Here is a 24,501-nt window from a genome sequence, read left to right on the forward strand (position 1 = left end):
CGTGTGGGTTGAAACCGTCATCGCCATTGCGGATGCGAATTCGGTGTTTTCGGGTGCAGAGGTGATGGTGGTTTCAATGGTTGCTGTTCAGGGGTGAGCAGTGGTGTTGTCGGTTTCAAAGTCGCCACGTTGTCGCGCCTCGTGCGCGAAAAAGTTCGCCCTGCGTGGTCTGATGGTGGGCGTGAGTGCGAAAAAGTTCGCCTTGCACGCTCAAAACACCCCACAATCGGTGTTTTTACGCTTGCTGGGCGAACTTTTTCGCGGAAACGCGGCTGGAGGCCCGCTGCTGGGCGAGTTTTTCGTGCCAATCGGCCCTGCGCCCAGGTCTTGTAGGCGACGTGGCGCACGAGGCTGGCTGCCGATGGGGGTTTTGCAGCATTAGGAACTGGTTGGCGGCGTGTCGCCGGCATGTCGTACCTCTAATGACGCCATTTCCCCCGTTTGGTGGCGGCCCGGCCGCGCCGAGCGCCGCAAGCGCGCGAGCGCCCTCTCGGCAAACTTCGCCCCGGAGGGCGCGCAGGCGTTCTTTGACTACCGCCAGCAGCAGAAGGAGAAGGAACATGAGCGCAGCTTTCGACAGGCTGAAGCAGCAGAACGAGCCCGAGTAGTCGCAGCAGTAGCTTGGCAGTCCGGAGACGATGGAGCTGTTGACCTCGATCCTCGCCGCCGTCGAGGCGCAGAACACGAGGATTGCCACGCTGACCGAACAGCAGAGGAAGCTCGCGGGGTTCGTGAAGGTCATGGACGAGGAGACGCCGAGGCGGCTGGAGCGGATCATCGCCGCGACGGCGAAGCTGGAGGCGCGACAGCTCTGGTCCGCCGCCACCGCGATGTGCCTCGTTTTCCTGCCGGTGGCCGTGGTCATCGCCGGTCTCTGGATGGTCATCGCCGGTCTCATCATGGGTGTTCAGTGGGCGCTGGACGTGGACGGGAGCGTGTGGCTCGGCATCGGCCGGTGGCTCGTGGTCGGCGCTGACCTCGCCGAGGCCGGCTACGGGCTCTTCGTGTCCGTCCGCTGGGTTGCGGGTCTCGTGGAGACCTGGAAGGGCCGCGGGATGCCAAAGTTGCCCCGCTGGCGCAAGAGGTGATCACGCCTCACGAGGGCAAGCGCGCGGAGCGCGTGCGGCAGCCCCTGCAACTGGACTATTGGTCAGCTATTGCTGTATAGTTCAGTGCATGCTGACCATTGCTTCGCGTCTTGACGTCATGAACCGGCTCGGCCGGGCCATGGCCGACCCGACGCGTTCCCGGATCCTGATGTCCCTGCTTGACGGCCCGAGCCACCCCGCGGTGCTCTCGCGTGAGCTGGGGCTGACCCGCTCGAACGTGTCCAACCACCTGACCTGCCTGCGCGACTGCGGGATCGTGGTCGCCGAGCCCGAGGGCCGCCAGACTCGCTACGAGATCGCCGACCCGCACCTGGCCGCGGCGCTGACGGCACTGGTCGATGTGACCCTCGCCGTGGACGAGAGCGCGCCGTGCATCGACCCAGCCTGCTCGGTGCCAGGCTGCTGCGCCGCGAGCAGTTCGGGGGACGCCTCGTGAGCGCCGCCTGCGGCTGCGACGAGCCGATGACCAGTCCCGCGGACGAGGCAGAGGAGGCAGAGCGCCCGTGGTGGCGTGATCCCGGCCTGGTCGTGCCGATCCTCTCCGGCGTCGCGTTCGGCACCGGCCTGGCGCTGGAGTGGTCGGGGCTGCACATCGCGGCGCTGGTCGCGTTCTGGGCGGGCCTGCTGCTGGGTGCGTACACGTTCGTGCCCGGTGCGATCCGGAATCTCGTTGTGAAGCGCAAGCTCGGGATCGCGCTGCTGATGACGATCAGCGCCGTGGGCGCGGTGATCCTCGGCTACGTCGAGGAGGCGGCCGCACTGGCGTTCCTCTTCTCGATCGCCGAGGCCCTGGAGGACAAGGCGATGGACCGCGCCCGCGGTGGGCTACGCGCGCTGCTGAAGCTCGTGCCGGAGACCGCAACCGTGCTGCGCGACGGGACCTCCGCCTCGGTCCCGGCCAGGGAGATCGCCGTCGGCGACGTGCTGCTGGTCCGCCCTGGCGAGCGGGTCGCGACCGATGGGCTGGTCCGCTCGGGCCGGTCGAGCCTGGACACTTCGGCGATCACGGGTGAATCGATCCCGGTCGAGGTCGCGCCCGGAGAAGCGGTGTCGGCGGGCGCGATCAACAGCGCCGGCGTGCTGGAGGTCGAGGCGACCGCCGCGGGCACCGACAACTCACTGACCACGATCGTGGAGCTGGTAGAGCAGGCCCAGGCCGAGAAGGGCGACCGAGCCCGGATCGCTGACCGGATCGCCCGCCCGCTGGTGCCCGGCGTGATGATCCTCGCCGTCCTCGTCGGCGTGCTCGGGTCCCTGCTCGGCGACCCGGAGACCTGGATCACCCGCGCCCTGGTCGTCCTCGTCGCGGCCAGCCCCTGCGCGATGGCGATCGCGGTGCCCGTCACCGTGGTCTCCGCGATCGGCGCGGCGACCAAGTTCGGCGTCGTCATCAAGAGCGGGGCCGCCTTCGAGCGCCTCGGTGGCATCCGGCACCTGGCCGTGGATAAGACCGGCACTCTGACCCGCAACCGGCCCGAGGTAACCGCCATCGTCGCCGCCCATGGGTTCGATGACGCGCAGGTGCTTGCTTGGGCTGCCGCAGTGGAGCAGCACTCGACGCACCCACTCGCCGCCGCCATCGCCGCCGCGGGCCGGGGAACCCCCGCCGCGCAGGACGTGGCCGAGGAGGCCGGGCACGGCATCGGTGGCCTGGTCGACGGCCGCAGGGTGGCGGTGGGCAGTCCGCGCTGGATCGACGCCGGTCCGCTCAAGGCCCGGGTCGAGGACCTGGAGGCCGAGGGGCAGACCTGCGTGCTCGTCACCGTTGACGGCTTCCTGGCCGGGGCGATCGGCGTCCGCGACGAGCTGCGCCCCGAGGTCCCCGAGGTCGTGCGGACCCTGCGCGACCAGGGCGTCGAGGTGAGCATGCTCACCGGCGACAACTCCCGCACCGCTGCAGCGCTGGCGAAGCTGGCCGGGATCGGCGACGTGCACGCCGAGCTGCGTCCCGAGGACAAGGCTCGTATCGTCGCCGGGTTCTCGGAGACGTCGCCGACCGCGATGATCGGCGATGGCATCAACGACGCGCCCGCCCTGGCCGGGGCGACCGTGGGCATCGCGATGGGCGCGACCGGCTCCGACGCCGCGATCGAGTCCGCCGACGTCGCCTTCACCGGCCACGACCTCGGCCTCATCCCGCAGGCTCTGCGCCACGCCCGCCGCGGCGGCAGGATCATCAACCAGAACATCGTTCTGTCCTTGGCGATCATCACTGTGCTGCTGCCGCTGGCGATCACCGGCGTGCTCGGCCTGGCGGCGGTCGTCCTCGTGCACGAGGTCGCCGAAGTCGTCGTCATCGCCAACGGACTGCGGGCTGCGCGTGCCCGCAAGCAATAGGTGTTCCGTCCAACGCCATAACTCAGACATGCGCTACGAGAACCCTCTCTACCTCGCCGAGGAGGCTGCCGCCCTGGACCTGATCGCGGACGGACGCGGCTGCCCCCTCGACGCTCATCAAGCAGCTGAGCCAGGACCGCGCCCTCGCGGAGGCCGACACCCTCCTCATGACGATCCCCAACCAGCTCGGGTTCGAGGAAAACTGGTCGATCATCCGCAACTTCGCGGAGTACGTGGCCCCCGCGCTCGGGTGGGAGCCGGCGCGTCCGGGCGTCCTCCCGACGGGCTACGACATCGACGAGGCCGGGGCCGAGTAGGGGGTCACGCGAGGACCGACTGACGGAGTCAGCGTCAAGCTGGGGTGGGGTATCGGAAAGCCCCACCCCAGTTTCCCTTTTTGTGTGTGCTGGCATACACTGGTCGGACACTATCCACGCAAGACGATGAGGTCTTCACATAATGGCTCGACGCTCCAAGGGCGCGGTGTCAATCAATCCGCGCTCCGCTCAGAATATGTCCACGCGACCGGCAGATTTCTCGAAGAAGAAGCAATCAATTAGCCCGGTCAAGGTATTCGGCGCCGTAGCGGCGCTGGCGTGTATCGTGACCTGCCTGTTCGTGCAGCTACCCGGCCTGGATGTGGCCGGAACGCGCATGTTCGGCATCTTCCTGGCGGCGATTCTGCTGTGGGTGACGGAGGCGGTGCCGCTCGCGGGCACGGCCGTCCTCGTTATCTTTTTGGAGGTCCTGTTTATTTCGGACCACGCGCTGCTGAGCGTGGGCGAGGGTGCCCCGGCATACACGAAGTTCTTTGGTGCCCTGGCTAACCCGGTCATCATCCTGTTCCTGGGTGGCTTCATGGTGGCTGACGGCGCCGCCAAGTACAAGCTCGACCGCGCCCTGTCGGCCGTCCTCCTCAAGCCCTTCATGGGCAAGCCGCGCCTGACCGTCATGGGCGTCATGCTGATCACTGCGATCATGAGTATGTTCATGTCGAACACGGCGACCACGGCGACGATGTTCGCTGTCATGATGCCCGTCATCATGGCCCTGCCCGAGGGCAAGGCGCGCACCGGCATCGCCCTGTCGATCCCGGTCGCCGCGAACGTCGGCGGCATGGGCACGCCGGTCGGCACGCCCCCGAACGCGATCGCGCTCGGCGCCCTGGAGAACGCGGGTGTGAAGGTGACCTTCCTGCAGTGGATGCTCGCGGCCGTCCCGCTCATGCTGGTCCTCCTGGCGCTGTCGTGGGCCTTCATCGCGTGGCGCTACATCCCCAGCGACGCCAAGTTTGACATCGACACGTCGGCGCGCTTCGAGAAGTCGCGCAGCGCGATCATCTTCTACTCGGTCGCGGGTCTGACGATCCTCCTGTGGATGACGGAGTCGCTGCACCATATTTCCGCCAACGTCGTGGGCTTCCTGCCGGTCGTGGTCCTCCTGATGACGAAGGTGATGAGCGGCGACGACCTGCGTGCCCTGGACTGGCCGGTCCTGTGGCTGGTTGCGGGCGGTATCGCGCTGGGCTCGGGCGTGGCTGCGACGGGCCTCGACAAGTGGATGCTCGGCTCGATCCAGTGGGCCTCGATCCCCGGTATTCTCCTGATCTTCGTGCTGGCCCTCGTGGGTTGGGTGACCTCGAACGTCATTTCGCACTCCGCGTCCGCGAACCTCCTGATCCCCATGGGTATGGGCCTGGCGACGACGGTCTCCACGAGCGCCGCCGAGATCGCCATCGTCATCGCCCTGGGCTGTTCGCTCGGCATGTGCCTGCCGATCTCGACCCCGCCGAACGCGATCGCGTACTCGACGGGCACGACCCCGACCCGCGAGATGGCGATCGTCGGCATCGTCGTGGGCGTCGTGGGCATCATCCTCCTGGCGTTCATCGCGCCGCTGACCTGGGGATTCATCGGGGTGATGTGACGTGTCCGGGGACGAGGCCATGGTCGGGTCGGGGGCGGCGCACCCCCGGCCGGGGCTGGCCCGCGGGTGGACGCAGGGGCCGGCGGCGGAGGACGCCTCGGTGCTGGCCCGCACGGATGTGCGCAGCGGCGGGCACCGAGCTGGCTACCCGATTCACATGCTGGTCGTGGGCGACGACTCGCGCTCGATTGCCGCGCCCGTCACGAGGGATCTGGCGCACGCCTTCCCGGGCCTGTGCCTGGACCGCATCGACGGGATTGAGGACCTGGCCGGCTACGAGGCCAGCCTGAAGCCGGGCGACCATGTGCTGATGGGCCTGGTGACCTCCGAGGTCGGCGATATTGACGCGCTCATCGACCGTGCGAGGACCTTCCCGGCGCTGCAGCGCATGCAGTGGGTGGTGGTGACGGATAAGTCCGAGCACCGCGACCTGGCCCGGTGCATGCAGTCCTGTGCGCTCGCGTCGGTCTTGAAGTCCCCGTGGACGGTGCCGCTGCTGGCGGGTCAGGCGTATTCGACGATGGTGCGCTACCTGCAGGGGTGCGGCTATTCGGACAGGCAGATCCGCTCGCTCATCGCTGATCCGCCGCCTTTCGCTGTGCAGGGCCCGCTCTTGGAGGGCCTGGACCGCGACGAGCACGAGGTCGTCATGGAGCTCCTCGCCGGCGTCGAGCGCGTGCTCGGCCAGAGGCCTCGGCTGATTGTCCCCGAGGGGATACAGCTGGTGACGCAGGGAGAGCCGGTGGGCGCCGTCTACCTGGTGCTCGACGGGCAGGTGTCGCTGCACAGGGATTCGGCGCAGGGCGAGGTCCTGGCGCACCTGGCCTCGTCGGGCCCGCTCATCGGCCTCGTGTCGCTGGCCCGCGCGGAGGACGCGTTCTTTACGGGCGAGACGGCGACCGAGGCGACGCTCGTGCGCCTGACGACCGAGCAGCTCCAGATCGTCATCTCCGAGGACCCGTCGATTGGTGCGACGCTGACGGCCCTCGCGATCCGCTCGCTGACGCGCCGCCTCATGCGCGCCGAGGACCTCCACCTGCAAAACGCGATGCTCGCCGAGGACCTCGAGGCCCAGAAGGAGGCCCTTGCGGCCACCCTCGAGGACCTGCGCGCCACCCGCGCCGAGCTGGTTGAACGCGCGCGCTTTGCGATGCTCGGCGAACTGAGTGCCGGCATCGCCCACGAGCTCAACAACCCGGTGACCGCCCTCGTGCGCGCGGCCAAGCACCTGCACGAGGATGTCGATGCCGCGCTCGCGGCACCGGCCACGGCCTCGTCGCGGGAGGCGATGGCCCGCGCCCTCACCGCGCCACCGCGCTCCACGTCGGTCGAGCGCGCCCTCATGAAGGAGCTCCTGCCCGTCGTCGGTGACCGCACGCTCGCCCGGCGCCTCGTGCGCGCGGGGATCCAGGGCGCGGATGGCGCGCGTGCGCTCGCGCAGATCCCGGGCGGCATCGACGCGTACGAGGCCGGGGCGCGCCTGGGCGGGTCCCTGCGCTCGGTGCTCGCCGCGGGCGACCGCGTCATCGAGCTGACCCAGTCCCTGAAGGGCTACGCGCGCCCGGATGCCGAGGACCTCAAGCCCGTGGACGTGCGTGAGGGTATCGACGATGTCCTGCGCCTCACCGCTCACAGGGTGCGCGGTATCCGCATCGACTGCGACTACGAGGACGTGCCGCCCGTGTGTGCGCATCCGGGGAAGCTGCAGCAGGTGTGGACGAACCTCATCGTGAACGCGGCCGAGGCCATCGAGGACGAGAACGCCGACCTGGTCGCGGCAGCCGAGGCCTCGGGCGGCGTGCCCGAGCTGCCCGCCCGCGGCGAGGCCGAGGCCCTCATCCGCATCACCGTGCGTCCCACGCCCGAAGGCGTGAGCGTCACCATCCACGACAACGGCCCGGGCATTGATCCGGAAATCGTCGACAAGATTATGGAACCCCACTTCACCACCAAGGCGGGGCGTGTCCGATTCGGCCTGGGCATGGGCATGTCCATCGTCCGAAGCATCATTGTTGATCATGGGGGCACCCTCACGATCGACTCTCACCCGGGATCCACGATCATGCGGATCTCGCTGCCCGCCCAACCACACGAGGAGGAATCATGACCCTGACAATCCTGTCCCTTGAGGACGAAGCAGACGTGCGCGACGCACTCGAGCGTGATCTTGAACAGTTCTGGGACAAGATCCGGCTCGAAGTCGCCGAGGATGTTGATGACGCGTGGGCCGTCATCGACGAGATCGTCGAAGACGGGGACGAGCTCGCGCTGGTGCTGTCCGACCACCGCCTGCCCGGAAAGTCGGGCGTGGATTTCCTCGTGGAGCTCATGAAGGACGAGCGTTTCGGCGCGACCCGCACGGTCCTGGTGACCGGCCAGGCGGACCAGTCCGACACGATCCGCGCGGTCAACCAGGCGGGCCTGGACTACTACATCGGCAAGCCGTGGAACCCCGACGAGCTGCGCGCGGTTGTGCGCGACCAGCTCACCGAGTACGTCCTCGAGTCCGGCGTGAACCCCCTGCCTTACGTGAGCGTGCTCGACGGTGTGCGCGTCATGGAGGCGATTCGCTAAACCCTTGACAAAGGGCCGCCGCACAACCAACGACGGTTGCGCGGCGGCCCCTGCTGCGCTTGTCAGCCCTGGGTCTGCTCGCCCGGGTCGTTGCACATGGTGATGCCCTCGAAGCCTGCGGCGCCCAGCACCTGGAAGATCTCGTCGAGGAGGACCATCGGTTCGGCCGTGCCCGCCGCGAACTCGGGGTGACGGATCTCGATGGCGGCCATCCCGCGCGGGTCAGTGACCGGCTCGGTGTCGAACTTCTCCGACAGCAGACGGTTTGCCTCCTCCAGGTCGGCGGGGGACCCGAACGCCCAGGTCACGGCCTTGTTGCCCGCGCCCGTGGGGGTGCGATGAATGTACATGCGCGTCATGAGGATGTGGCGGCCGTGACGGGGGAACGCGTCGCCGACGCGCATAAACAGGGCGATGTCGGCCAGGTCCCCTCCGAGCGACGAATCCACGAGCGCGTAGGCGTAGGCACCGATGCCGCGCAGGGTCAGGGCGTCCGCGAGGAGGCCCATGACCTCGTCGTCGAAGGGTTCGGGCTGGAAGTACACGCCCTCGCCGACCTCCGGCGCGTCCGGGCCGAGCAGCGTGATGTCGAAGCCGGCGTCCGCCAGCGCGTCCCGCACGAGCGCAATGTTGTGCTCCGGGAAGGGGTGCAGCGCGGCCGCGTTCGCGGCGATGCGCTCGATAAACACGTAGGTGGAAAAACCAAGCTCAGCCATGCGCTCATTGTAAGCGCGCGACAAGCTCAGCATGCGACGAGGCCGTGGCGCCCCGGGCGGTCAGGCGACCACGAGGGGAGGCCACGGCCTCGTCAATGACGGAGAGTCAGCGCAGGCACAGGCCCTGTTCGTGGAGGACCTCCATGATGGGGGAGACGTGTGCGCCGCCCACGCCGATGTTGGTGGCGACCAGGTGCGAGAAGGACTCGAGGCGCGAGCCCGAGCGCAGGTCGTAGTACTCGGTGACCTCGCGGTCGTAGTCGGCGAGAGTCTCGGAGTAGGAATCGATGCGCGGGTACGTGTTCTTCGCGGTCATGACGGACAGGGGCATGCGCGGCTTCTGGCCGGGTTCCTGGTCCGGGTGGCCGACGAGCAGGCCGACGATCGGGAAGGTCAGCTCCGGCAGCTCCAGCGCCTTCACGACGGGGCGCGGATCGGCGAGGATCGAGCCGAGGTAGACGGTACCCAGGCCCATCGACTCGGCGGCCACGACCACGTTCTGCGCGGCCAGGAGCGCGTCCTCAACGGCGGTGAGGAACAGGTTGATCGAGCCCAGGGCCTCCGAGGAGACGCCCTGCTCGGCGCGGATGCGGCTGTTGCGGTACAGGTCGGCGACGAAGATGAACAGGTCGCCCTTCGTGCCGCCCACGTAGGGCTGGCCGGATGCAGCACCGATCGCCTCGCGCACCTGCGGGTCCGTGATGTGTAGGACCGTGCAGGACTGCAGGAATGAGGACGTGGCGGTGTGACGAGCCACTTCCATCAGCGTGGTGACCTCTTCCTCGGTGAGGGGCTGGTCCTTGTAGGCGCGGATCGTCCGGTGGGCGAGCTGGCTCGCAATCGTCTCGTTTGTCATGCGTTCATTCTACGATTGGGTGCGTGAAACAGATAGAGCCTTTCGGTCCCTTTGCGCTGGCAGCAAACGTCACCCCCGTCGCCGTCCCCTCCCCGGCCGGCGAGCTCAGTGGCCTGCTGACTGGCCCGAGCGCCCCCGCCCTCGTCGACGGCACGCCTGCGATCTCAGCGGTGTCGGCTCCGGGCGCCGCGGGGGAGAACCGCGCGCTCCTTGTCCCCGGCTACACGGGCTCTAAGGAGGACTACTCGACCGTCCTGCCGTTCCTCGGGGAAGCGGGATGGGACGTCCTCGCCTACTCACAACGAGGCCAGGGTGGGTCCGCCGCGCCAGCCGGCCTGGGCGCGTACGGGATGAGCGACTTTGTCGGTGACCTCATCGCCGTCGCCGAGGCCTGGGCCGGGACCTCGGGTCGCGTGCACCTCGTGGGCCACTCTTTTGGCGGCATCGTCGCGCGCGCGGCCGTCGTCAAGCGCCCCGACCTCTTCGCCTCCGTCACCCTGTTCTGCTCGGGTCGGGCCGTCTACGACTGGATGAACACCCTGCCGATTCATGACCCCCTGCCCACGGGTCCCGGCGCGCGCCAGCAGGTGCTGCGCACCTACTTCCCGGACATGAACTTTGATGAACCCGGCGTTGGATGGGCGGAATTCCAACGTATTCGCGCGCTGGACACGGCCTCGGAAAACCTGGTGGGCATCGCCCGCATCCTCTCCCAGCTGCGCCCCGACACCCCGGCGCTCGCGGCCACGGGCGTGCCGGTACACGTGCTGTACGGGGACCAGGACGAGATCTGGCCGCCCTCGTGGTACGCCGAGGAGGCCGCAGACCTGGGTGCCCGCGAGAGCATCATCCGAGGGGGCACGCACAGCCCGCAGTTGCAGTTCCCGCAGCAGTGGGCGGAGTTTGCCAGCTCCTACTGGGCGGACGTGGAGTCGGGGGCGCTCGTCTGGTCCATGTGATGCGGGAGGGTGTGACATCGTCCCAAAACGGGCCTTGTGATGCATATCTGTGAGGATGGATGCTTAGTATGGTGTTTATGAACAAGCGTTCCATCCTCACAGCAGTGCTGGCGCTCGGCCTGGGCATCTCCGCCCTGACCGGCTGCGCCACCGATTCCGATTCCGCTCACTCCTACGTGACCCCGAAGGACGTCAAGACGGTCGAGCGTCCCATCGCTCAGATCGACGAACACGGCATCAAGGTCCCCGAGAAGCGCGACCTGAAGATCAAGCTGGCCGAGTCCGACAAGGCCGCCAAGTGGAAGATCGAGGTCTCTGACCCCACGGCCCTCGAGGTCGGCAAGTCCGAGAAGAACATCGTCACCCTGCACCCGCTGCGTGCGCTGGGCGAGGACGACGACCCGGTCACCGTGAGCCTGACCGATCCGGACGGCATAACGACCGACTTCAAGGTGACCATCACCCAGGGTGCCAACTGATTCCATACTGACAACGCAAAGGGCCCAGGATCTGCGGATCCTGGGCCCTTTGCGTTGTGTTGCGGCCGTTCGGTGCTGGATGCTACAGAGTATCGATAAACTCTCGCAGGGCGCGCAGCGGCAACACCAGGTGGTTCTCCGCTCCCGGGCAGGGAACAAAGTTCGAGGACTGGCTGAGGTAGAACTCGCGCGCCTGGTCATTTGCGCAGTGGACCAGGAGGGCAGCGAATCCCACCTCATTGCTGAGCGTGTAGGCTCGCAAGAGTGCGTCTTTGAGGAGAGCTGCGCCTATGCCTCGTCCCTGTGCGCGCTGATCGACGGCGAGGCGCGCGAGGAGGAGAACTGGGCACGGCTCCGGGCGTTGGCCAGGTTTGAGGGCATCTGGGAGTTTGCTGCGCTGCACTGCCCCCATCGATAGGGCGTAGAAACCAAGTGTCTCTGGTTCCTGCGTTGTGACGAAGACGCGAGCGTTTCCGGCTCGGTGATTCTGCCACGCAAATCGGTGGAACCAATCGTCTATCTCAGTGTTGCCCGATTGGAAGCGCGACCGGTCGTCCCTCCGCTCGAGAGGCCGCGGCTCTTGCAGGACTGATACGTACATCAGTTCTCGGAGATGCTCGGTGTGTTCAGGTCGATGTGAGTGTCGAAGGGCGAGGGGCGATTAAAGAGTTTGCGCAGCTTGGGATCGTCCGTCGGCGAGGCCGCAAGGATTTCTTCGAAGCGGGCGTGCTCCTCTTCGTTCAGAATGAAGAAGCGCTGGTCGGCGAGACGTCGCTCTGCCTCCAATGTGGCTGCGGAGAGGACGAAATCACTGATGCTGCGAGATGTGTATGTAGCCGCGCTGCGAATGAGAGTGTTCTGTTCCTCGGTGAGGCGTAGTTCCAGACGCTGTGTCTTTGCGATGCTCATATCAACTCCTCTTTCGCTCGTACGGACATTATCCGTACGTATAGATACCTTAGCATCTGCGGTGCGAGTGGGCTAGCTCTTTCCTCTGAAAGGATCCCTGCGGGAATGGACTACGCTGAGAGTGGATGAGAAGGGGGGTGGCCAACGATGAGTTGGCCACCCCCTCTGGTTTCCCTGTCTCAGTGCAGAATGCGCGCCAGGAAGTCCCTGGTGGCCTGCTCGCGCGGGTTGTCGATGACCTGCTCGGGCGGACCCTGCTCGACGATCTGGCCATTCCGCAGGAACACGACGCGGTCGGCTGCCTGGCGGGCGAAGCTGATCTCGTGCGTCGCCATGAGGATGGTCGAGCCCTGCTCCTTGATCTCACGCACAAGGTCCAGGACCTCGCCGACGAGAACCGGGTCCAGTGCCGCCGTGATCTCGTCCAGCAGGAGCAGTTCCGGGTTCGTGGCGAGCGCGCGTGCGATGGCGACGCGCTGCTGCTGGCCACCCGACAGGCGATCCGGGTACTCCTTCGCCTTGTCCTTCAAGCCGATGCGGTCCAACAGCTCCATGCCGCGCTCGTGTGCGCGACCCTTCTCCCAGCCGTGCACCTTGCGGGCGGCCAGGGTCACGTTGTCCAGCACCGACATGTGCGGGAACAGGTTGTAGTGCTGGAACACGACGCCGATGCGCGCGCGGATCTGATCCGCGTTCGCGCGTGGGTCCGTGATGTCCTCGCCGGCCAGGAAGATCTGGCCGTCGTCGACCCGCTCCAGCAGGTTCGCGCAGCGCAGTAGCGTCGACTTACCTGAGCCTGACGCGCCCAGGAGGACCACGACCTCGTGCGCAGCGACGTCCAGGTCCAGGCCACGCAGGACGACGTTATCGCCGAAGCGCTTGACGACGCCGACGGCGCGCAGAACCGGGGTGGTGTTGTCCGAGGTGGGGGAGGCCTCGTAATTCGTGGGGACCGACATCAGACGGTGCCTCCCATCTGCTCGCGCTTACGCAGTCGGGCCGTGTACCAGTCCGACAGGCGAATGAAGGGGAATGACAAGATGATGAACAGCAGGCCGGCGACGACGTAGGACGTCATGTTGTAGGTCTTGGCCTGGACCATCTGTGCCGAACGGATTGCGTCGACCGCGCCCAGGACCGAGATCAGGCCGACGTCCTTCTGCATGGAAATGAAGTCGTTCATGAGGGCCGGCGTGACCTTGCGGATTGCCTGCGGCACGATGATCATGCGCAGCGTCTGCCCGTGGGACAGGCCCAGCGAGCGCGCCGCGTAACGCTGGGAGGGGTGCACGGAGTCCAGGCCCGCGCGCAGCACCTCGGCGACGTACGAGGAGTACGTGAGGATCAGCGCGACCGTGCCCAGGAACGCGGTCGGGATGCGCGTCGTCGGGTTGAGCGCGGGGATACCGAAGCCGATCAGATAGAGGACGACCAGGAAGGGAACGCCTCGGAAAATATCCGTGTACGCGGCCGCCAGGAAGCGGATCGGGAAGAACACGGGACCGGCCAGCGTGCGCGCGGCCGCCAGCAGAGTCGCAAAGACGGCGACGCCCAGCACCGAGATCAGCAGGATCCGGATGTTGAGCCACAGGCCGGAGAGGACCTGGGGGAAGGCTTCGACGAAGTACTTGCCGTTGAAGAAGGTGTTGCGGGTGGCCTCCCACCCGTCGGAGTTGACGACCACGGCGATGAGGACTCCCGCGACCACGATCGTGGAAGCCAGGGAGATGAGAATCGACAGGACCGTCTGCTCGCGCCGATAAGCGCGGCGGCCACGCTCCACCGCCGAAACGGTGAGCGTGGCCGCCGCGTTACTCGAGTAGTCACTCATGAGTGTGGGGCCTCACTTGAGGGTGGGCACGTTCTGTGCCTCGTTCAGCCACTTTTCCTGCAGCTCGGCGAGCTTGCCGGACTCGGCCAGGCGATCGACCGCGGCGGAGACCGTGGGGGTCAGCTTGGAGCCCTTGGGCAGGACGATGCCGTATTCCTCGCCGCCCGTCGTGTCGTCGAACTGGCCGATGATGACGCCGTCATCGATCTGCGCGGAGACCATGTAGAACGCGGTCGGCAGGTCGACGACAATCGCGTCCACGCGGCCCGTCTGCAGGGCCAGGACCGTGTCGTCGGAGGAGTTGAACATCTGCAGCTTCTGGCTCAGGCCGGACTCCAGGTGATCGGAGGCGAACTGTTGCGACGTCGTGCCGGCCTGGACGCCGATCAGGACGTCCTTGAGGTCAGCGATGGACTTCGCGTCGGCGGCAGGGGTGCCAGCCTTGGTGATGATCGCCGAGGTGGTCGTGTAGTACGGGGACGTGAAGTCGACGGCGTTCTTGCGCTCGTCGGTGATGGAGAACTGCTGAATGTTCAGGTCCCAGTCCTTGGCGCCGGGGGTGATCGACGCGTCGAAGGTGGCGCGCACCCACTGGACGTTGTCGGCGGTGTAGCCGAGTTCCTCGGCCAGGGCGTAGATGACGGCGGACTCGTAGCCTTCGCCCGAGGTCGGGTCGTTGTCCAGGATCCACGGCGAGTAGGCGGGATCGGAGGTGGCGACGGTGAGCTTGCCTTCCGTCACGGTCGGCAGCGCGCCGGGGCCGTAGGTCTGCTCGGCATCGGCGGAAGAAGAGGAGCTCGTGCCGCCCGTGCAGGCGGCCAGGCCGAGGGCCGCGATGGCGGTGACGGCAGCGAGGGAACGGACAGAGCGGCGCATGGGGCCTCCCGGTGACGTGGGGGATTCCGCCTTGTGGGCGGGTCTGACTCGATGAGAGTATCGGTGCGCCGAAAAATGCGCTGGCGTCATTTCGCTGCACGAAACAATGGAACGAGTCCTGGGCTGGGAAAACGTTGGAATCGTAGGGGTTTCGTGGGGGTGGGGGATGGGACACAGTGCCGCGTGGGTATGCGAAAGGGCCGGGCCACATCGGCCCGGCCCCCCGTCAGATCACTTCTGGAACTTGTCCTTCAGATCGGAGACGACCTCGGTCGCCTTATCCTTGGCAGCCTCGACGGCCTTCTCGACGTTCTCCTCGCCGAAGGTTTCCTTAGCCTTCTCGAGACCCTCCTCAGCCTGCTTCTTCAGATCTTCCAGACCCATGTTTCCTCCTTGGAACGAGCCACTCGTATTGGTCGAGCGGATGGTCTCACCCTATGCCCGAACCGTGGTGCTCGCGCGTTCAAGGTGCTCAGCGGCGTGATCGTTGCCTGCGCGTCCGCGCCGTGGGACAGTGTGCCGTCGGGATCAGAGGCCTTCGGCGAGCTTCCAGTCGTCGAAGGTGAACTCGGGGGACACGACGCAGGTGGCCAGCGCGTAGTCACCGCGGGCGAAGGTGCGCTGCCAGGTGCCGGCGGGCACGAGGACCTGCACGGGGTTGCTCGGATCGGAGGCCTGCGTTCCGGCCGGAGAGCCCAGCGTGACGATGCGCGGGTCGGCCTCGGGTGCGTCGCCGCTGCCCCCCAGGTGCACCTCGAGGGCACCGGGCCCCGACCAGATCCACAGTTCGTCGGAGTGCACGAGGTGCCAGCGGGCCTCCTCGTCACGGTCGAGGAGGAAGACGATCGCGGAGGCGCTGTGGCGGCTCCCGCGCGGAGTGTCCACCTGCGCCGGCGCGGTCCACGTGCGGCGGTAGTGGCCGCCCTCGGGGTGGGGCGCCAGGCCCATGGCATCAATCAGCGGGGACACGTCGGTCATGCGAAACTCCAAACGAAGAGAAAGGGAGGCTGAGCGAAAGGGAAACGACAGGGTCAGCGCGAGGCCGAGTAACGCACGTGTCCGGACACGACGGTTTCGACGACGCGGCCAGCGCCGTGGCGGGCAACGGTATCGATGGTCTCCACGATCGAGGTGACGGGCACGTCGACGACGCACATGTCGGCGACCGCGCCCGACTGGAGCTGCCCGAGGCGATCAGGTCCGGTCGCCAGGCCCATCGCGGTAGCACCGCCCAGGGTCGCGGCCTGCAGGAGACGGCGCGCCAGGTCCTGATCCTCGTAGCCCTGAGCTCGCGCCAGGTCGAAGAGGAGGGCGACGTCCTCGAGCAGGTCGAGGGACGGGGAGGAGGACAGGGAGTCCGTGCCCACCGCGATCATGTTGCCCTCGGTGAGGTAGGCGCTGACCGGCGGCGCGTCCAGGCCGATCACACGATTCGAGCGCGGGCACAGCGCCACTGCCGTCTGGCGGGCGCGCAGTCGCCTGCGGTCGTCGGCGCGCATGTACACGCCGTGGGCGACGTGGCAGTCGGGCCCGAGGACACCCAGCTGATCGACGAACTGCGTCGAGGAGAAGCCGCCACCGCGCGAGCGCATCGCCGTGAACGACGAGGAGTGCTCGCTCTTCCACAGGTCGGCCAGGGCGGTCGTGCGCGTCTCGGACCATTCGGCCTCGGAGTGGGATTCGCCCAGGTGGATGTGGATGCGCATGCCGCGGCGCCTGGCCATGTCGGGCAGGTCTAGCAGCGGCTCGGCGTCGAGGGAGTAGGGGGCGTGCGGGGAGATGCCCACGGCCGGAGGGGTCGGCATGGCGTCGAGGGATGCGGAGACCTCGCGTTCGCCTTGGGCCCGCCACTCCTCGTTCGACCAGCCCATGACCTCCCAGTAGGCGACGCCGTGCAGCCCGGCGTCGTGCAGGGCCGAGGCCGCGGCTGCGTCCGTCACCACGTCGGCGGCGGCGGTCGTGCCGCTGGCCAGGAGCAGGCGCGCGCCCGCGGCCGCGTCGCCTCCCCAGTCCAGGCCGCCCGCGTCGTAGACCTCGTCGAAGGCACGCGCCCAGTCGTCAAAACCGCGGTACTGCCCGGCGCCCACGGACGCCATGCCCGTGTACTGCAGGTGCGTGTGCGCATTGACCAGGCCGGGGAGCAGCACGCCGTCAAAGTGGCGTTCGGTGAAGGAAAGGCCGCGCTGCGTGAGCGTTTCGATGACCCAGTCGCGCGCTCCCACGTGCTCGATGCGCCCGTCGCGCACGGCAACAGCGCCGTCGAGGATCGAGGGGGCGGTGATCGGGATGACCATGCCGGCGGACCAGACGACCACGTCGCTCATGGGGGACCTTTCGGTGGGGGACGCTGACTAACAGTGTAGAAGTGGGGCGGGCGTACCCGCCTGCCGGTGGACGTGACCTGCGACTACGACAGCGACAGGGCGCCCAGCGCTGCTGCGGCCACCGCGTCGTCCGCCTCGCGCGGCAGGTCGTGCAGGCCGGGGGCCAGCTCGCCTTCGCGGGTGAGGAGCTCGCGCAGGGACGCCAGCTGCACGCCGAAGCTCATGTCCATGATCTCGATGGGGTTTCCCTCGCCCGCCGTGTAGTTGATGCCCTCCCCGCGCTCGAGGATGCGCAGCGTCTTGCCGGAGGGGCTGGTCAGGGTCTGCACGTGGGGATCGCCCGACTCGACCATGACCCAGGAGGCGGCCACGGCCTCGTCGATGGAGACCTCCCCGTCAACGCCGCCGGCGACCGTGACGATCGCACCCTCGGGCGCCGCCTCCAGCGCGCTCAGTGGGATCGTCGCCCGCTCGCCCGTCGCGGACATCAGCATGCCGGCGCTCGCAGCTGCCTCCTCCAGCGAGGCCACGGCGAACCCGTCCATCGACGCCTGCAGGGCGCGCACGGGGTCCAGCTCGACGACAGTCACGCGTGCGCCGAGCGCCGCGCCGAAGCGCGCGCAGCCGCGACCCACGTCACCGTAGCCGATGACGACGACGCTCATCCCCGCCACGGGCGCACCGACGCCGCGCGGGTCAATGAGGTCGAGGATCGTCGTCCAGCACGACTGGCCCGTCCCATAGGCGTTGTCGAACAGGGTCTTCGAACGCGCATCGTTCGAGGCCAGGACCGGAATGCGCAGATCGAAAGAACGCAGGGGGCGCAGCCCCGAGGTGGTCTCCTCCGCCGCGCCGACCAGCGCGTCCAGGACGCCCGGGCAGCGCTGGGTATCGTGTGCCAGGCGGATCAGGTGGGAGCCGTCATCCAGCAGGAATTCGCTGCGCTGGGCCAAAAACTCGCGCGCGAGCTCCCACTCGCGCTCGCGGGAGGCTGCCGAGTCCGCGAACACGGGGATGCCGGCGTCGCGCAGGCGGGCCGCGACGTCCTCGCGGGTCTCGGCCGCCCAGCCGAAGACGCTCACGCGTGCCCCGGCCTCGGAGAGCATGAGGGCCAGGGCGGCCGTCTTCGGCTCCAGGACGAGGGAGAGCCCCACGCTTCGGCCCGCCACCAGGGGAGCCAGTGCGCGTGCCGCCGCCTCGGTGACGGGCATGTGGGCGCGCGCCCACTCGATGCGTCCCTCGTCGCCGGGGCCCGTGATGGTGCGCCCGTCGGGGGCGATGACGGCGCGGAAAGTGCCTCCGGGCGCCAGGACCGTGATCGCGCCGGGCCTCGGGGTCGCGTCCTCCTCGAGCGCGAAGACGACCGGGGACGAGGCCGGGGTTCCCTCGGTGTCCGACAGCGGGCCCACGTGAGCGCCGAAGGCGCGCAGCAGGGCGGTGAGCGTCGGGTCGTCCGTCGCGAAGAAACGCCCCGCGATGAGCATGTTCGTGGCCCGCGCGTAGGCGCGTAGCAGCAGCTGGGCGGCGAGGGGATCCAGGGTGCGGCTCATGCGTCAAACGTAGCAACTGCGGCGTCGATGTCGGGGACGAGCCAGGGGACGACCAGGGCAGACCCTCATAGAATCGCGCGGGGCTGCGGGTCTATCGTTCAAACATGACACACGACACGGCGGGTCTGGTGACCCGAGCACTGACGAAGACATACATGCGCGGGAATACTCCCGTTCACGCCCTGGCGGGCGTCGACCTGACACTCCCGCAGGGTACGCAGGTGGCGATCATGGGTCCCTCGGGGTCCGGTAAGACCACCCTCCTGCACTGCCTGGCGGGCGTGCTGCGCCCCAGCTCAGGGTCCATCACCCTGGACGGCGAAGAGATGACGACCATGTCGGAGCGGGTGCTCTCCAACCTGCGTCTGCGCCGCTTCGGCTTCGTGTTCCAGGACGGCCAGCTTCTGCCCGAGCTGCCCACGGAAGAGAACATCGCGATGCCCCTCATGCTGGCGGGCACGCCCAAATCACAGGCCATCGCTCGCGCACGCGAGATCCTCGCAAACCTCGGTCTCGACGGCGCCGGCCCCTACCGCCCCGGCCAGCTCTCGGGCGGCCAAGCCCAGCGCGTCGCGATCGGCCGCGCGCTCGCCACCGATCCCTCGGTAATCTTCGCGGATGAACCCACGGGGGCCCTCGACCAGGCCACCGGAGGCGAGGTCATGTCCCTCCTGACGAGCGCCTGCGCCTCCACCGGGGCATCCCTGGTCCTCGTCACCCACGATCCCGCCGTCGCCGCGCGCCTGCCGCACACGATCCACGTGCGCGACGGCCGCATTTCCCTCGAGGCCCGAGGCAGTGGAACCCCCAACCAGGGGGTGGCCCGATGAGCGCGGTACGCACCGCCGCCGGGGCGCTCCTGCGGTCGCGTGACCGGGCGACGTCCGTCCTCACGGTCGCGGCCTTTGCCCTGCCGCACGCGTTCCTGCTCGCGGTCACCGGCGGCGTCATGGCCTTCGGGGCGAGAGCCGCCGTCGCGGCCACGTCCGCCACGGCCGACGATCCCTCAAGCCTCGACGGGATGGCGTCCTTCTACGTGATGCTTGCGTACTTCGCGGCCACCCTGCTCATCGTCCCCATCATTTCGATGGGGGCAGCGGCTGCGCGCCTGGGCATGAGTCGGCGTGAGCGCGACCTCGCGGTCCTGCGCCTCGTCGGCCTCGCGCCGGGCAAGACGAAGCTCGCCTGCATCCTCGAAACCTGCGTGTTTGCGGTTGTCGGTGTCGTCGTCGGCTCGATCCTGTACGCCGTGACGCTGCCCGCGTGGGGCGCCCTGTCCTTCCAGGGCCGCCCGATGGGGGTCGGCGAGATGTGGGTGGGGGTCGTGGCCCTCTTCGTCGAGGGGCTCGCCATGATCCTCCTGGCCGCCCTGTCCTCGTGGCTGGCCATGCGCAAGGTTGCGATCACGCCCCTGGGTGTCGCGCGCCGCACGCAGGCGGGCCGCGTGAGCGCGGTCGGCCCCGTCCTCGGCCTCGTTCTCCTCGTGGTGTGGCTGAGCGTCGGCACCCTCGCGATGAACCTGGGAACCGCTATCGGCATGGCCGTATTCCTGGGGTTCATGGGCGCGATCTTCCTGATCGTCAACCTGGTGGGCGTCTGGTCGATCAGCCTCATGGGCCGCATCATGGCTCGGGCCTCGCGCAGTCCCCAGATGATGGTGGCCGGGCGTCGCATGGCCGACGACCCGCGCGCCGTGTGGCGCTCCTTCGGGGCGGTTGCCCTCGTCGGGTTCCTCGTGGGCATCATGTATCCCGCGAGTGATGCGATCTCGATGAGCGGGGACAGAACCGATGAGGTTGCGCTCATCGTCGTCGGCGACATCAACAGGGGCATGCTGCTCACCTTCGCTATCACCCTCGTGCTGGGCGCTGTGTCGACTGCGGTCAACCAGTCGATCCGCGTCCTCGACTCCGCCGACCAGGTGCGCGCTCTGTCCTACATGGGGTCCCCGCGCGGCTTCATGGACCGCAGCCGTCGCCTCGAGGTCGCGATTCCCGCGTTCGTCATGATCGTCGGCTCGATGCTGCTCGGCATGGTGTTCATGTCACCGATGCTTGCGGCGGGTGCGGGAAAGGGGGTCCTCATCGCGCTCGTGTCTGCCCTCGTCGGTGTTGTCCTCATTGTTGTTGCCTCCGAGGCGACCGTCCCGCTGCGCCGCCGCATCCTGTCGGGTGTGCGCGAGGGGCGCGAGTAGTCCTCTCTAGCGTTTACGCACGCCGCCGCCCCGGCCTCGTCCTCATCGACGAGGCCGGGGTCAGGTTATCTGGGAATAGAACACCGGCAGGGTTACTCGAGGGTATGGAGAAGGGGCCGGACCTGTCGGTCCGGCCCCTTCGGGTGGCTCACTTCTCGAGCTTGTCCTTGACGTCCTCTGCCTTGTCCTTGGCGTCTTCGGCGATCTCCGCTGCCTTGTCCTTGGCGTCTTCGGCGGCCTCCGCTGCCTTGTCCTTGGCGTCTTCTGCCTTGTCCTTGGCATCGCCAGCGAGCTCGGCGAGCTTGTCCTTGGCTTCTTCAGCCTTCTCCTTGGCCGCGTCAACGACCTTCTCGAAGCCTTCTTCAGCCTTCTTGGCCAGATCTTCCAGACTCATGATTCCTCCTCGAAGTAGGGTCGTTCGGTGCTTTGAGCGAACGGGGCCAGCCTAACATATGGTGTGACGGGCAGCTTATTTTGCAAGGGGGCGCAAGCTGTTTGTTGGTTTGCGACTCCGATCAAATTGTTTGAAATTGAAGAAATCAAATGTATGTGACGCGCGCCTCATGGGTGCTAGGATTGCGCCATTCACACCGCAATAGTCGATGGAGACATCGTGTACCGCTCGCCTTCCCAGTACTCGCACGCGGAGGGGGTCGGTGGGGCCGCGCGAGGAGCGCAGGTCACCAGGCCAGCCGCGCGTCGCCGGCGCCCCGCGCCGCCCTCGTATCCGCCCGCCGTGCGCCCGAGCGTGCGCGCGCGAGCCGAGCTCGACGAGGAGATCTTCTCCCTATCCGCCTCGACCCGATGCTCCCTGTCCATGGGTGCGCGGCGCTTGTCGCGGCTCGGGGCCTTCGTGGCCGCCGTGCTGCTCGCCGCGGCCGTTGCCTTCTGGTGGTTCTAGTTAGATTCATTCACATCTCGAACGAGGAGGTTTGATGATGAGTGGAAAAGATGAGGCAGCGATACCTGTGGGGGTTGCTCCTAGCAGCCCAGCGAGGGCTCGGGTGTCTGAGGACATCTCTCCTGCATCGCCGCAGTGGCAACAGGGAACGGCTGTGCGGATGCTGCCCGAGAAGCCCATTGTGAAGAAGCCGCGGGTTCCCAAAATTTGGATCATCTTTGCCGTCATCGGCCTGCTGCTGCTTCTCGCGCCGAGCATCGTCACATTCCTGATTAATTTAGGGCCTGGGGATCACTCGGATAATGGCGATGGTCAATACTGGCTTCCGGGTCTTCTCCTCGTCCCATGCATGATTTTTGGTTTACTCACCGTCTTTCTTGCTTTCTGCGTGGGAATTGGCGAGTGGGTCGCATGGGTGTGGACTGCACGTCAACAAAACGCGCTGTCGGCGCGCATGTTCATCATTCCCCCGGTGGTCATAGTCGCCTTTTACTTCGTTACCAGATTCTGCGGGGCTACTCTGTTCAATCTTGGCATCTAGCGAAACTACCCGATGCAGCGAGCGAGCGTAGGCTCGTCGTGGCCTTCGTGGCTGCCGTGCTGCTCGCCGCGGCCGTTGCGCTATGGTGGTGGTAGTCATTACCCCAGCGACGGGCAGTGAAAGGACCAGGCATGAACGAGAGTAACGATGTGACGATGCGCGGCGAGAATGTCCCCGAGGCCATGGTTGCATCCGCTGTCGCCGCACAGCCCGTTGCGCCTGGCGGATCGACCGCGGCAATCACTGGCGCACCTGTTACTCCCCCGCGGCGTCGGGGCTCAAAGCTGGCGCGCTTCTTCGTGATCTTGGGGATCGTGCTGCTCTCAAGCGTGTTCGTTTTGCCCCTGCTGCCTGAAGCGATGGATAGCGGCAGCAATCCGTCCGGTGTCGCGAGCGGCTGGACCCTCTTCTTCGCCGTGTTTTATGTTGCCCCCTTCGGTCTCATCTCGTTCCTGCTCGCGATCTTCGCCAAGCTCGCGCAGAAGCTTGATGAGAAGGAACAGGGCATCTGAGGGTTTCAACCGCGCGCCGCGGCCGTTGCGCTATGGTGCTGGTTCTGGGGTGCCCCGGTGTCTTCCCGAATGGAATAGAAGGCCGTTAAGGCGGCTTCATGATCTGGAGGTTGCTTCAGTTGGATAGCGTGCTGTTACTTGTCGCCCCCATCCTCATTATTTTCCTTATCGCGCTGGCAATCGATGCTGGGGTAACGAAGAGGCGCGAGAGGAAGGCCGCCGAAGCGGCGGCGTGGGCCGCACAGGCCTACGGAGCTGGTTGGGATCCTCAAGGCGCACTGAGCGCCCAGAAACCACGCCGCGGCTCAAAGGTGGTGCGCTCCTGCGTCATTTTGGGATTCGTTATCCTGGGAAGCGTCGTCTATTGGCCGCTGTTGGTGCTCCTGGTAGACCCTATTGTTTCGGGTGGCAATGCATCAGAAGCTGATGCTGGCCTTATGTTCCTGTTGTGCCTTATCTTCGTGGCTCCGTTCAGCCTTCTTGCCTTCCTGTGTGCCTTCATTGCACATCTCGCCGTCAAGGGTGCGGAGCGGAATCAGGGGTACTAAGACCGTCCACGTGCGCGCCGTGGCCGTTGCGCTATGGTGGTGCAAGTCATCACCCCAGCGTCGGGCAGTGAAAGGATCAGACATGAGTGAGAGTGAGAGCGGAGCGTCCCCTTCGACGAAGAAGAGTGGAAACTACAAAATTCCGCTCATTCTTGGCGCTATTGGGCTTTTGCTGACGATCAGCCCGTTCTTTTATTCGGCGTACGTCGATGCAACCGTCGGTCGGGGTGGTCCCGATGATGTTTCGTCGGGTTGGGCATTCGTGTGGGCCCTCTACCATCTGACCCCTCCAGGCCTTATTCTTCTCGGCCTCGCCTTCATCATTGGATTTGTGCAGACGCTGTCCTATATCAGCAGTAGCAACAACTAGGAGCCTGTGCGTGGCTGAGCCCGGCAGCGTGCGGTTGCCCCAGCCTCGTCCCCGGTGCGAGCACCCGTGCCTCCCGTCGGGCACAATGGACCCATGATGACCCCCACTGACCCCGCGCGTTACTCGGGCGCCGACCTGCGCCTGGCCGCCGTCGACATGGACGGCACCCTGCTGGACGACGACAAGAACTTCCCGCCCGGCATGGACGAGCTGCTCGACCAGATGGACGCGCGCGGCGTCACCTTCGCGCCCGCGTCCGGCCGCCAGGTGTGGACCCTCATCGACATGTTCCCCGGGCGCCCCGGCATGACCGTCATCGGGGAAAACGGCGGCATCGTGATGCGTGACGGCGTAGAGGTCTCCTCCCATCCGGTGGACACCCCCACGGTGCGCGAGGTCATCCGCCTCGTCCGAGAGGCCACCTTGGGTCCGGATGGGATCGACGGGGGCCTGGTCATGTGCGGCAAGCAGTTTGCATACGTCGAGCGCACCGATGACCGCTTCGTCGATGGTGTTCTGCCCTACTACCACCGCACCAAGCGCGTGGATGATCAGATCGCCATCATCGACGGGATCGAGGCCGGCGAGATCGACGACGCGATCGTCAAGCTCGCTGTCTTCGTCCTCGGACCGGTCGAGGCGCTCGCGGAGGCCACCCTGGCCAACTTCGCCGATACTCACCAGTACGCGATTTCCGGCGCGAACTGGGCGGACCTGCAGATCCGAGGCGTCGACAAGGGCAGCGCCGTACGCGACCTGCAGCGCTTCCTCGGGGTGGATCGTTCCCAGACCGCCGTCTTCGGCGACGCCGGCAACGACCTGTCCATGATGAGCGAGGGGGACCTGTCCTTCGCGATGGCCAACGCCTCCCAAGACGTCGTCGAGGCCTCGCGCTTCGTCGCCCCCTCGAACAACGAGGCCGGGGTTGCGCAGGTGCTGCGCACCCTCCTCGGGTAACGGCCTTGCGTGACGCATAGGAGTAGTGAGAT

The 24,501-nt window shown here is 66.9% G+C and carries 29 protein-coding genes; 17 read left to right on the top strand and 12 right to left on the bottom strand.

The window, feature by feature from the left end; all coding sequences use genetic code 11:
- Nucleotides 1–638: 638 nt before the first annotated feature.
- The 7 genes from JJJ16_RS08325 to JJJ16_RS08355 all read left to right on the top strand — a co-directional run bounded on the left by JJJ16_RS08325 (nt 639) and on the right by JJJ16_RS08355 (nt 7,946).
- A complete protein-coding gene (locus JJJ16_RS08325; protein ID WP_219752175.1) occupies nt 639–1,088 on the top strand; it encodes a hypothetical protein in 450 nt (149 codons plus the stop codon).
- An 88-nt stretch (nt 1,089–1,176) separates the two neighbouring features.
- Nucleotides 1,177–1,545, top strand: coding sequence for a Cd(II)/Pb(II)-sensing metalloregulatory transcriptional regulator CmtR (cmtR, locus tag JJJ16_RS08330; protein ID WP_007588138.1), 369 nt, complete (start codon nt 1,177–1,179; stop codon nt 1,543–1,545).
- On the top strand, nt 1,542–3,446 hold the full coding sequence (locus JJJ16_RS08335; RefSeq protein ID WP_219752176.1) for a heavy metal translocating P-type ATPase: 1,905 nt from the start codon (nt 1,542–1,544) through the stop codon (nt 3,444–3,446). Before cmtR ends, JJJ16_RS08335 begins: the two co-directional genes overlap by 4 nt.
- Before the next feature lie 167 nt (nt 3,447–3,613).
- Nucleotides 3,614–3,763, top strand: a complete 150-nt coding sequence (locus JJJ16_RS10210) for a hypothetical protein (protein WP_225905241.1) — start codon at nt 3,614–3,616, stop codon at nt 3,761–3,763.
- 196 nt (nt 3,764–3,959) lie between these two features.
- Nucleotides 3,960–5,372 carry an SLC13 family permease gene (locus tag JJJ16_RS08345; RefSeq protein WP_101602474.1) on the top strand — a complete coding sequence of 471 codons (1,413 nt, stop codon included), beginning with the start codon at nt 3,960–3,962 and terminating at the stop codon, nt 5,370–5,372.
- Nucleotides 5,373–5,391: 19 nt separating this feature from the next.
- Nucleotides 5,392–7,479 (top strand): sensor histidine kinase, encoded by a 2,088-nt coding sequence (locus JJJ16_RS08350; protein ID WP_219752224.1) that lies wholly within the window; start codon nt 5,392–5,394, stop codon nt 7,477–7,479.
- The gene (locus tag JJJ16_RS08355) at nt 7,476–7,946 is read left to right on the top strand and encodes a response regulator (RefSeq protein WP_007588139.1); all 471 of its coding nucleotides are present in this window, start codon (nt 7,476–7,478) and stop codon (nt 7,944–7,946) included. The genes JJJ16_RS08350 and JJJ16_RS08355 overlap by 4 nt, the downstream gene beginning before the upstream one ends.
- A 62-nt stretch (nt 7,947–8,008) precedes the next feature.
- Here JJJ16_RS08355 and JJJ16_RS08360 read toward each other — a convergent pair whose 3' ends face one another.
- Both JJJ16_RS08360 and JJJ16_RS08365 read right to left on the bottom strand, forming a co-directional pair.
- Nucleotides 8,009–8,662, bottom strand: coding sequence for a hypothetical protein (locus JJJ16_RS08360; protein WP_219752177.1), 654 nt, complete (start codon nt 8,660–8,662; stop codon nt 8,009–8,011).
- 106 nt (nt 8,663–8,768) lie between these two features.
- Nucleotides 8,769–9,518 (bottom strand): NADPH-dependent oxidoreductase, encoded by a 750-nt coding sequence (locus JJJ16_RS08365; RefSeq protein ID WP_219752178.1) that lies wholly within the window; start codon nt 9,516–9,518, stop codon nt 8,769–8,771.
- 23 nt (nt 9,519–9,541) lie between these two features.
- On the opposite strand from JJJ16_RS08365, the gene JJJ16_RS08370 reads away from it, so the two are divergent.
- Both JJJ16_RS08370 and JJJ16_RS08375 read left to right on the top strand, forming a co-directional pair.
- Nucleotides 9,542–10,477, top strand: a complete 936-nt coding sequence (locus tag JJJ16_RS08370; RefSeq protein ID WP_219752179.1) for an alpha/beta fold hydrolase — start codon at nt 9,542–9,544, stop codon at nt 10,475–10,477.
- Between the two features lie 59 nt (nt 10,478–10,536).
- The gene (locus tag JJJ16_RS08375; RefSeq protein ID WP_219752180.1) at nt 10,537–10,956 is read left to right on the top strand and encodes a hypothetical protein; all 420 of its coding nucleotides are present in this window, start codon (nt 10,537–10,539) and stop codon (nt 10,954–10,956) included.
- Between the two features lie 82 nt (nt 10,957–11,038).
- On the opposite strand, the gene JJJ16_RS08380 is transcribed toward JJJ16_RS08375, so the two are convergent.
- The 9 genes from JJJ16_RS08380 to JJJ16_RS08420 form a co-directional block, all read right to left on the bottom strand.
- Nucleotides 11,039–11,557, bottom strand: coding sequence for a GNAT family N-acetyltransferase (locus JJJ16_RS08380; RefSeq protein WP_219752181.1), 519 nt, complete (start codon nt 11,555–11,557; stop codon nt 11,039–11,041).
- Nucleotides 11,557–11,865 carry a DUF1778 domain-containing protein gene (locus tag JJJ16_RS08385; RefSeq protein WP_219752182.1) on the bottom strand — a complete coding sequence of 103 codons (309 nt, stop codon included), beginning with the start codon at nt 11,863–11,865 and terminating at the stop codon, nt 11,557–11,559. Before JJJ16_RS08385 ends, JJJ16_RS08380 begins: the two co-directional genes overlap by 1 nt.
- 179 nt (nt 11,866–12,044) lie before the next feature.
- Entirely contained in the window at nt 12,045–12,824 is a 780-nt protein-coding gene (locus JJJ16_RS08390; RefSeq protein ID WP_219752183.1) for an amino acid ABC transporter ATP-binding protein, read from the bottom strand.
- Complete coding sequence (locus tag JJJ16_RS08395; protein WP_219752184.1) at nt 12,824–13,696, bottom strand: amino acid ABC transporter permease; 873 nt, start codon at nt 13,694–13,696, stop codon at nt 12,824–12,826. Before JJJ16_RS08395 ends, JJJ16_RS08390 begins: the two co-directional genes overlap by 1 nt.
- Before the next feature lie 12 nt (nt 13,697–13,708).
- Entirely contained in the window at nt 13,709–14,572 is an 864-nt protein-coding gene (locus JJJ16_RS08400; protein ID WP_219752185.1) for an ABC transporter substrate-binding protein, read from the bottom strand.
- A gap of 231 nt (nt 14,573–14,803) precedes the next feature.
- Nucleotides 14,804–14,956: a hypothetical protein gene (locus JJJ16_RS08405; RefSeq protein ID WP_003797040.1), complete on the bottom strand. Its 153-nt coding sequence runs from the start codon at nt 14,954–14,956 to the stop codon at nt 14,804–14,806.
- A gap of 144 nt (nt 14,957–15,100) precedes the next feature.
- Nucleotides 15,101–15,550 (bottom strand): cupin domain-containing protein, encoded by a 450-nt coding sequence (locus JJJ16_RS08410; RefSeq protein WP_219752186.1) that lies wholly within the window; start codon nt 15,548–15,550, stop codon nt 15,101–15,103.
- Nucleotides 15,551–15,603: 53 nt separating this feature from the next.
- Complete coding sequence (locus JJJ16_RS08415) at nt 15,604–16,896, bottom strand: amidohydrolase family protein (protein ID WP_219752187.1); 1,293 nt, start codon at nt 16,894–16,896, stop codon at nt 15,604–15,606.
- An 83-nt stretch (nt 16,897–16,979) separates the two neighbouring features.
- On the bottom strand, nt 16,980–18,446 hold the full coding sequence (locus tag JJJ16_RS08420) for an adenosylhomocysteinase (RefSeq protein ID WP_219752188.1): 1,467 nt from the start codon (nt 18,444–18,446) through the stop codon (nt 16,980–16,982).
- A gap of 104 nt (nt 18,447–18,550) precedes the next feature.
- Here JJJ16_RS08420 and JJJ16_RS08425 point away from each other — a divergent pair, with 104 nt between their 5' ends.
- Together JJJ16_RS08425 and JJJ16_RS08430 are read left to right on the top strand one after the other, a co-directional pair.
- Nucleotides 18,551–19,276, top strand: coding sequence for an ABC transporter ATP-binding protein (locus JJJ16_RS08425; protein ID WP_219752189.1), 726 nt, complete (start codon nt 18,551–18,553; stop codon nt 19,274–19,276).
- Nucleotides 19,273–20,640: an FtsX-like permease family protein gene (locus JJJ16_RS08430; protein ID WP_219752190.1), complete on the top strand. Its 1,368-nt coding sequence runs from the start codon at nt 19,273–19,275 to the stop codon at nt 20,638–20,640. The genes JJJ16_RS08425 and JJJ16_RS08430 overlap by 4 nt, the downstream gene beginning before the upstream one ends.
- Before the next feature lie 148 nt (nt 20,641–20,788).
- Here JJJ16_RS08430 and JJJ16_RS08435 read toward each other — a convergent pair whose 3' ends face one another.
- The gene (locus JJJ16_RS08435) at nt 20,789–21,034 is read right to left on the bottom strand and encodes a YtxH domain-containing protein (protein ID WP_219752191.1); all 246 of its coding nucleotides are present in this window, start codon (nt 21,032–21,034) and stop codon (nt 20,789–20,791) included.
- A gap of 219 nt (nt 21,035–21,253) precedes the next feature.
- Between JJJ16_RS08435 and JJJ16_RS08440 the strand changes: the two genes are divergently transcribed.
- The 6 genes from JJJ16_RS08440 to JJJ16_RS08465 all read left to right on the top strand — a co-directional run bounded on the left by JJJ16_RS08440 (nt 21,254) and on the right by JJJ16_RS08465 (nt 24,469).
- Entirely contained in the window at nt 21,254–21,541 is a 288-nt protein-coding gene (locus JJJ16_RS08440) for a hypothetical protein (protein WP_219752192.1), read from the top strand.
- Between the two features lie 103 nt (nt 21,542–21,644).
- Nucleotides 21,645–22,082: a hypothetical protein gene (locus JJJ16_RS08445; RefSeq protein ID WP_219752193.1), complete on the top strand. Its 438-nt coding sequence runs from the start codon at nt 21,645–21,647 to the stop codon at nt 22,080–22,082.
- 131 nt (nt 22,083–22,213) lie between these two features.
- Nucleotides 22,214–22,594: a hypothetical protein gene (locus JJJ16_RS08450; protein WP_219752194.1), complete on the top strand. Its 381-nt coding sequence runs from the start codon at nt 22,214–22,216 to the stop codon at nt 22,592–22,594.
- A 98-nt stretch (nt 22,595–22,692) separates the two neighbouring features.
- Entirely contained in the window at nt 22,693–23,142 is a 450-nt protein-coding gene (locus tag JJJ16_RS08455) for a hypothetical protein (RefSeq protein ID WP_219752195.1), read from the top strand.
- 82 nt (nt 23,143–23,224) lie between these two features.
- Nucleotides 23,225–23,512 carry a hypothetical protein gene (locus tag JJJ16_RS08460; RefSeq protein ID WP_219752196.1) on the top strand — a complete coding sequence of 96 codons (288 nt, stop codon included), beginning with the start codon at nt 23,225–23,227 and terminating at the stop codon, nt 23,510–23,512.
- 93 nt (nt 23,513–23,605) lie between these two features.
- Nucleotides 23,606–24,469, top strand: coding sequence for an HAD hydrolase family protein (locus JJJ16_RS08465; RefSeq protein ID WP_219752197.1), 864 nt, complete (start codon nt 23,606–23,608; stop codon nt 24,467–24,469).
- Nucleotides 24,470–24,501: the final 32 nt, after the last annotated feature.

The sequence above is a fragment of the Schaalia sp. ORNL0103 genome, from assembly GCF_019429565.1.
GTDB lineage: Bacteria > Actinomycetota > Actinomycetes > Actinomycetales > Actinomycetaceae > Pauljensenia.

Coding starts and splice junctions, on each gene's coding strand:
- JJJ16_RS08345 (WP_101602474.1), top strand. CDS start 3,960: ATGTCCACGCGACCGGCAGATTTCTCGAAGAAGAAGCAATCAATTAGC.
- JJJ16_RS08460 (WP_219752196.1), top strand. CDS start 23,225: ATGAGTGAGAGTGAGAGCGGAGCGTCCCCTTCGACGAAGAAGAGTGGA.
- JJJ16_RS08450 (WP_219752194.1), top strand. CDS start 22,214: ATGAACGAGAGTAACGATGTGACGATGCGCGGCGAGAATGTCCCCGAG.
- JJJ16_RS08425 (WP_219752189.1), top strand. CDS start 18,551: ATGACACACGACACGGCGGGTCTGGTGACCCGAGCACTGACGAAGACA.
- JJJ16_RS08355 (WP_007588139.1), top strand. CDS start 7,476: ATGACCCTGACAATCCTGTCCCTTGAGGACGAAGCAGACGTGCGCGAC.
- JJJ16_RS08410 (WP_219752186.1), bottom strand. CDS start 15,550: ATGACCGACGTGTCCCCGCTGATTGATGCCATGGGCCTGGCGCCCCAC.
- JJJ16_RS10210 (WP_225905241.1), top strand. CDS start 3,614: ATGACGATCCCCAACCAGCTCGGGTTCGAGGAAAACTGGTCGATCATC.
- JJJ16_RS08350 (WP_219752224.1), top strand. CDS start 5,392: ATGGTCGGGTCGGGGGCGGCGCACCCCCGGCCGGGGCTGGCCCGCGGG.
- JJJ16_RS08390 (WP_219752183.1), bottom strand. CDS start 12,824: ATGTCGGTCCCCACGAATTACGAGGCCTCCCCCACCTCGGACAACACC.
- JJJ16_RS08380 (WP_219752181.1), bottom strand. CDS start 11,557: ATGTACGTATCAGTCCTGCAAGAGCCGCGGCCTCTCGAGCGGAGGGAC.
- JJJ16_RS08325 (WP_219752175.1), top strand. CDS start 639: ATGGAGCTGTTGACCTCGATCCTCGCCGCCGTCGAGGCGCAGAACACG.
- JJJ16_RS08360 (WP_219752177.1), bottom strand. CDS start 8,662: ATGGCTGAGCTTGGTTTTTCCACCTACGTGTTTATCGAGCGCATCGCC.
- JJJ16_RS08455 (WP_219752195.1), top strand. CDS start 22,693: ATGATCTGGAGGTTGCTTCAGTTGGATAGCGTGCTGTTACTTGTCGCC.
- JJJ16_RS08405 (WP_003797040.1), bottom strand. CDS start 14,956: ATGGGTCTGGAAGATCTGAAGAAGCAGGCTGAGGAGGGTCTCGAGAAG.
- JJJ16_RS08395 (WP_219752184.1), bottom strand. CDS start 13,696: ATGAGTGACTACTCGAGTAACGCGGCGGCCACGCTCACCGTTTCGGCG.
- JJJ16_RS08365 (WP_219752178.1), bottom strand. CDS start 9,518: ATGACAAACGAGACGATTGCGAGCCAGCTCGCCCACCGGACGATCCGC.
- JJJ16_RS08435 (WP_219752191.1), bottom strand. CDS start 21,034: ATGAGTCTGGAAGATCTGGCCAAGAAGGCTGAAGAAGGCTTCGAGAAG.
- JJJ16_RS08385 (WP_219752182.1), bottom strand. CDS start 11,865: ATGAGCATCGCAAAGACACAGCGTCTGGAACTACGCCTCACCGAGGAA.
- JJJ16_RS08415 (WP_219752187.1), bottom strand. CDS start 16,896: ATGAGCGACGTGGTCGTCTGGTCCGCCGGCATGGTCATCCCGATCACC.
- JJJ16_RS08375 (WP_219752180.1), top strand. CDS start 10,537: ATGCTTAGTATGGTGTTTATGAACAAGCGTTCCATCCTCACAGCAGTG.
- JJJ16_RS08400 (WP_219752185.1), bottom strand. CDS start 14,572: ATGCGCCGCTCTGTCCGTTCCCTCGCTGCCGTCACCGCCATCGCGGCC.
- cmtR (WP_007588138.1), top strand. CDS start 1,177: ATGCTGACCATTGCTTCGCGTCTTGACGTCATGAACCGGCTCGGCCGG.
- JJJ16_RS08465 (WP_219752197.1), top strand. CDS start 23,606: ATGATGACCCCCACTGACCCCGCGCGTTACTCGGGCGCCGACCTGCGC.
- JJJ16_RS08430 (WP_219752190.1), top strand. CDS start 19,273: ATGAGCGCGGTACGCACCGCCGCCGGGGCGCTCCTGCGGTCGCGTGAC.
- JJJ16_RS08420 (WP_219752188.1), bottom strand. CDS start 18,446: ATGAGCCGCACCCTGGATCCCCTCGCCGCCCAGCTGCTGCTACGCGCC.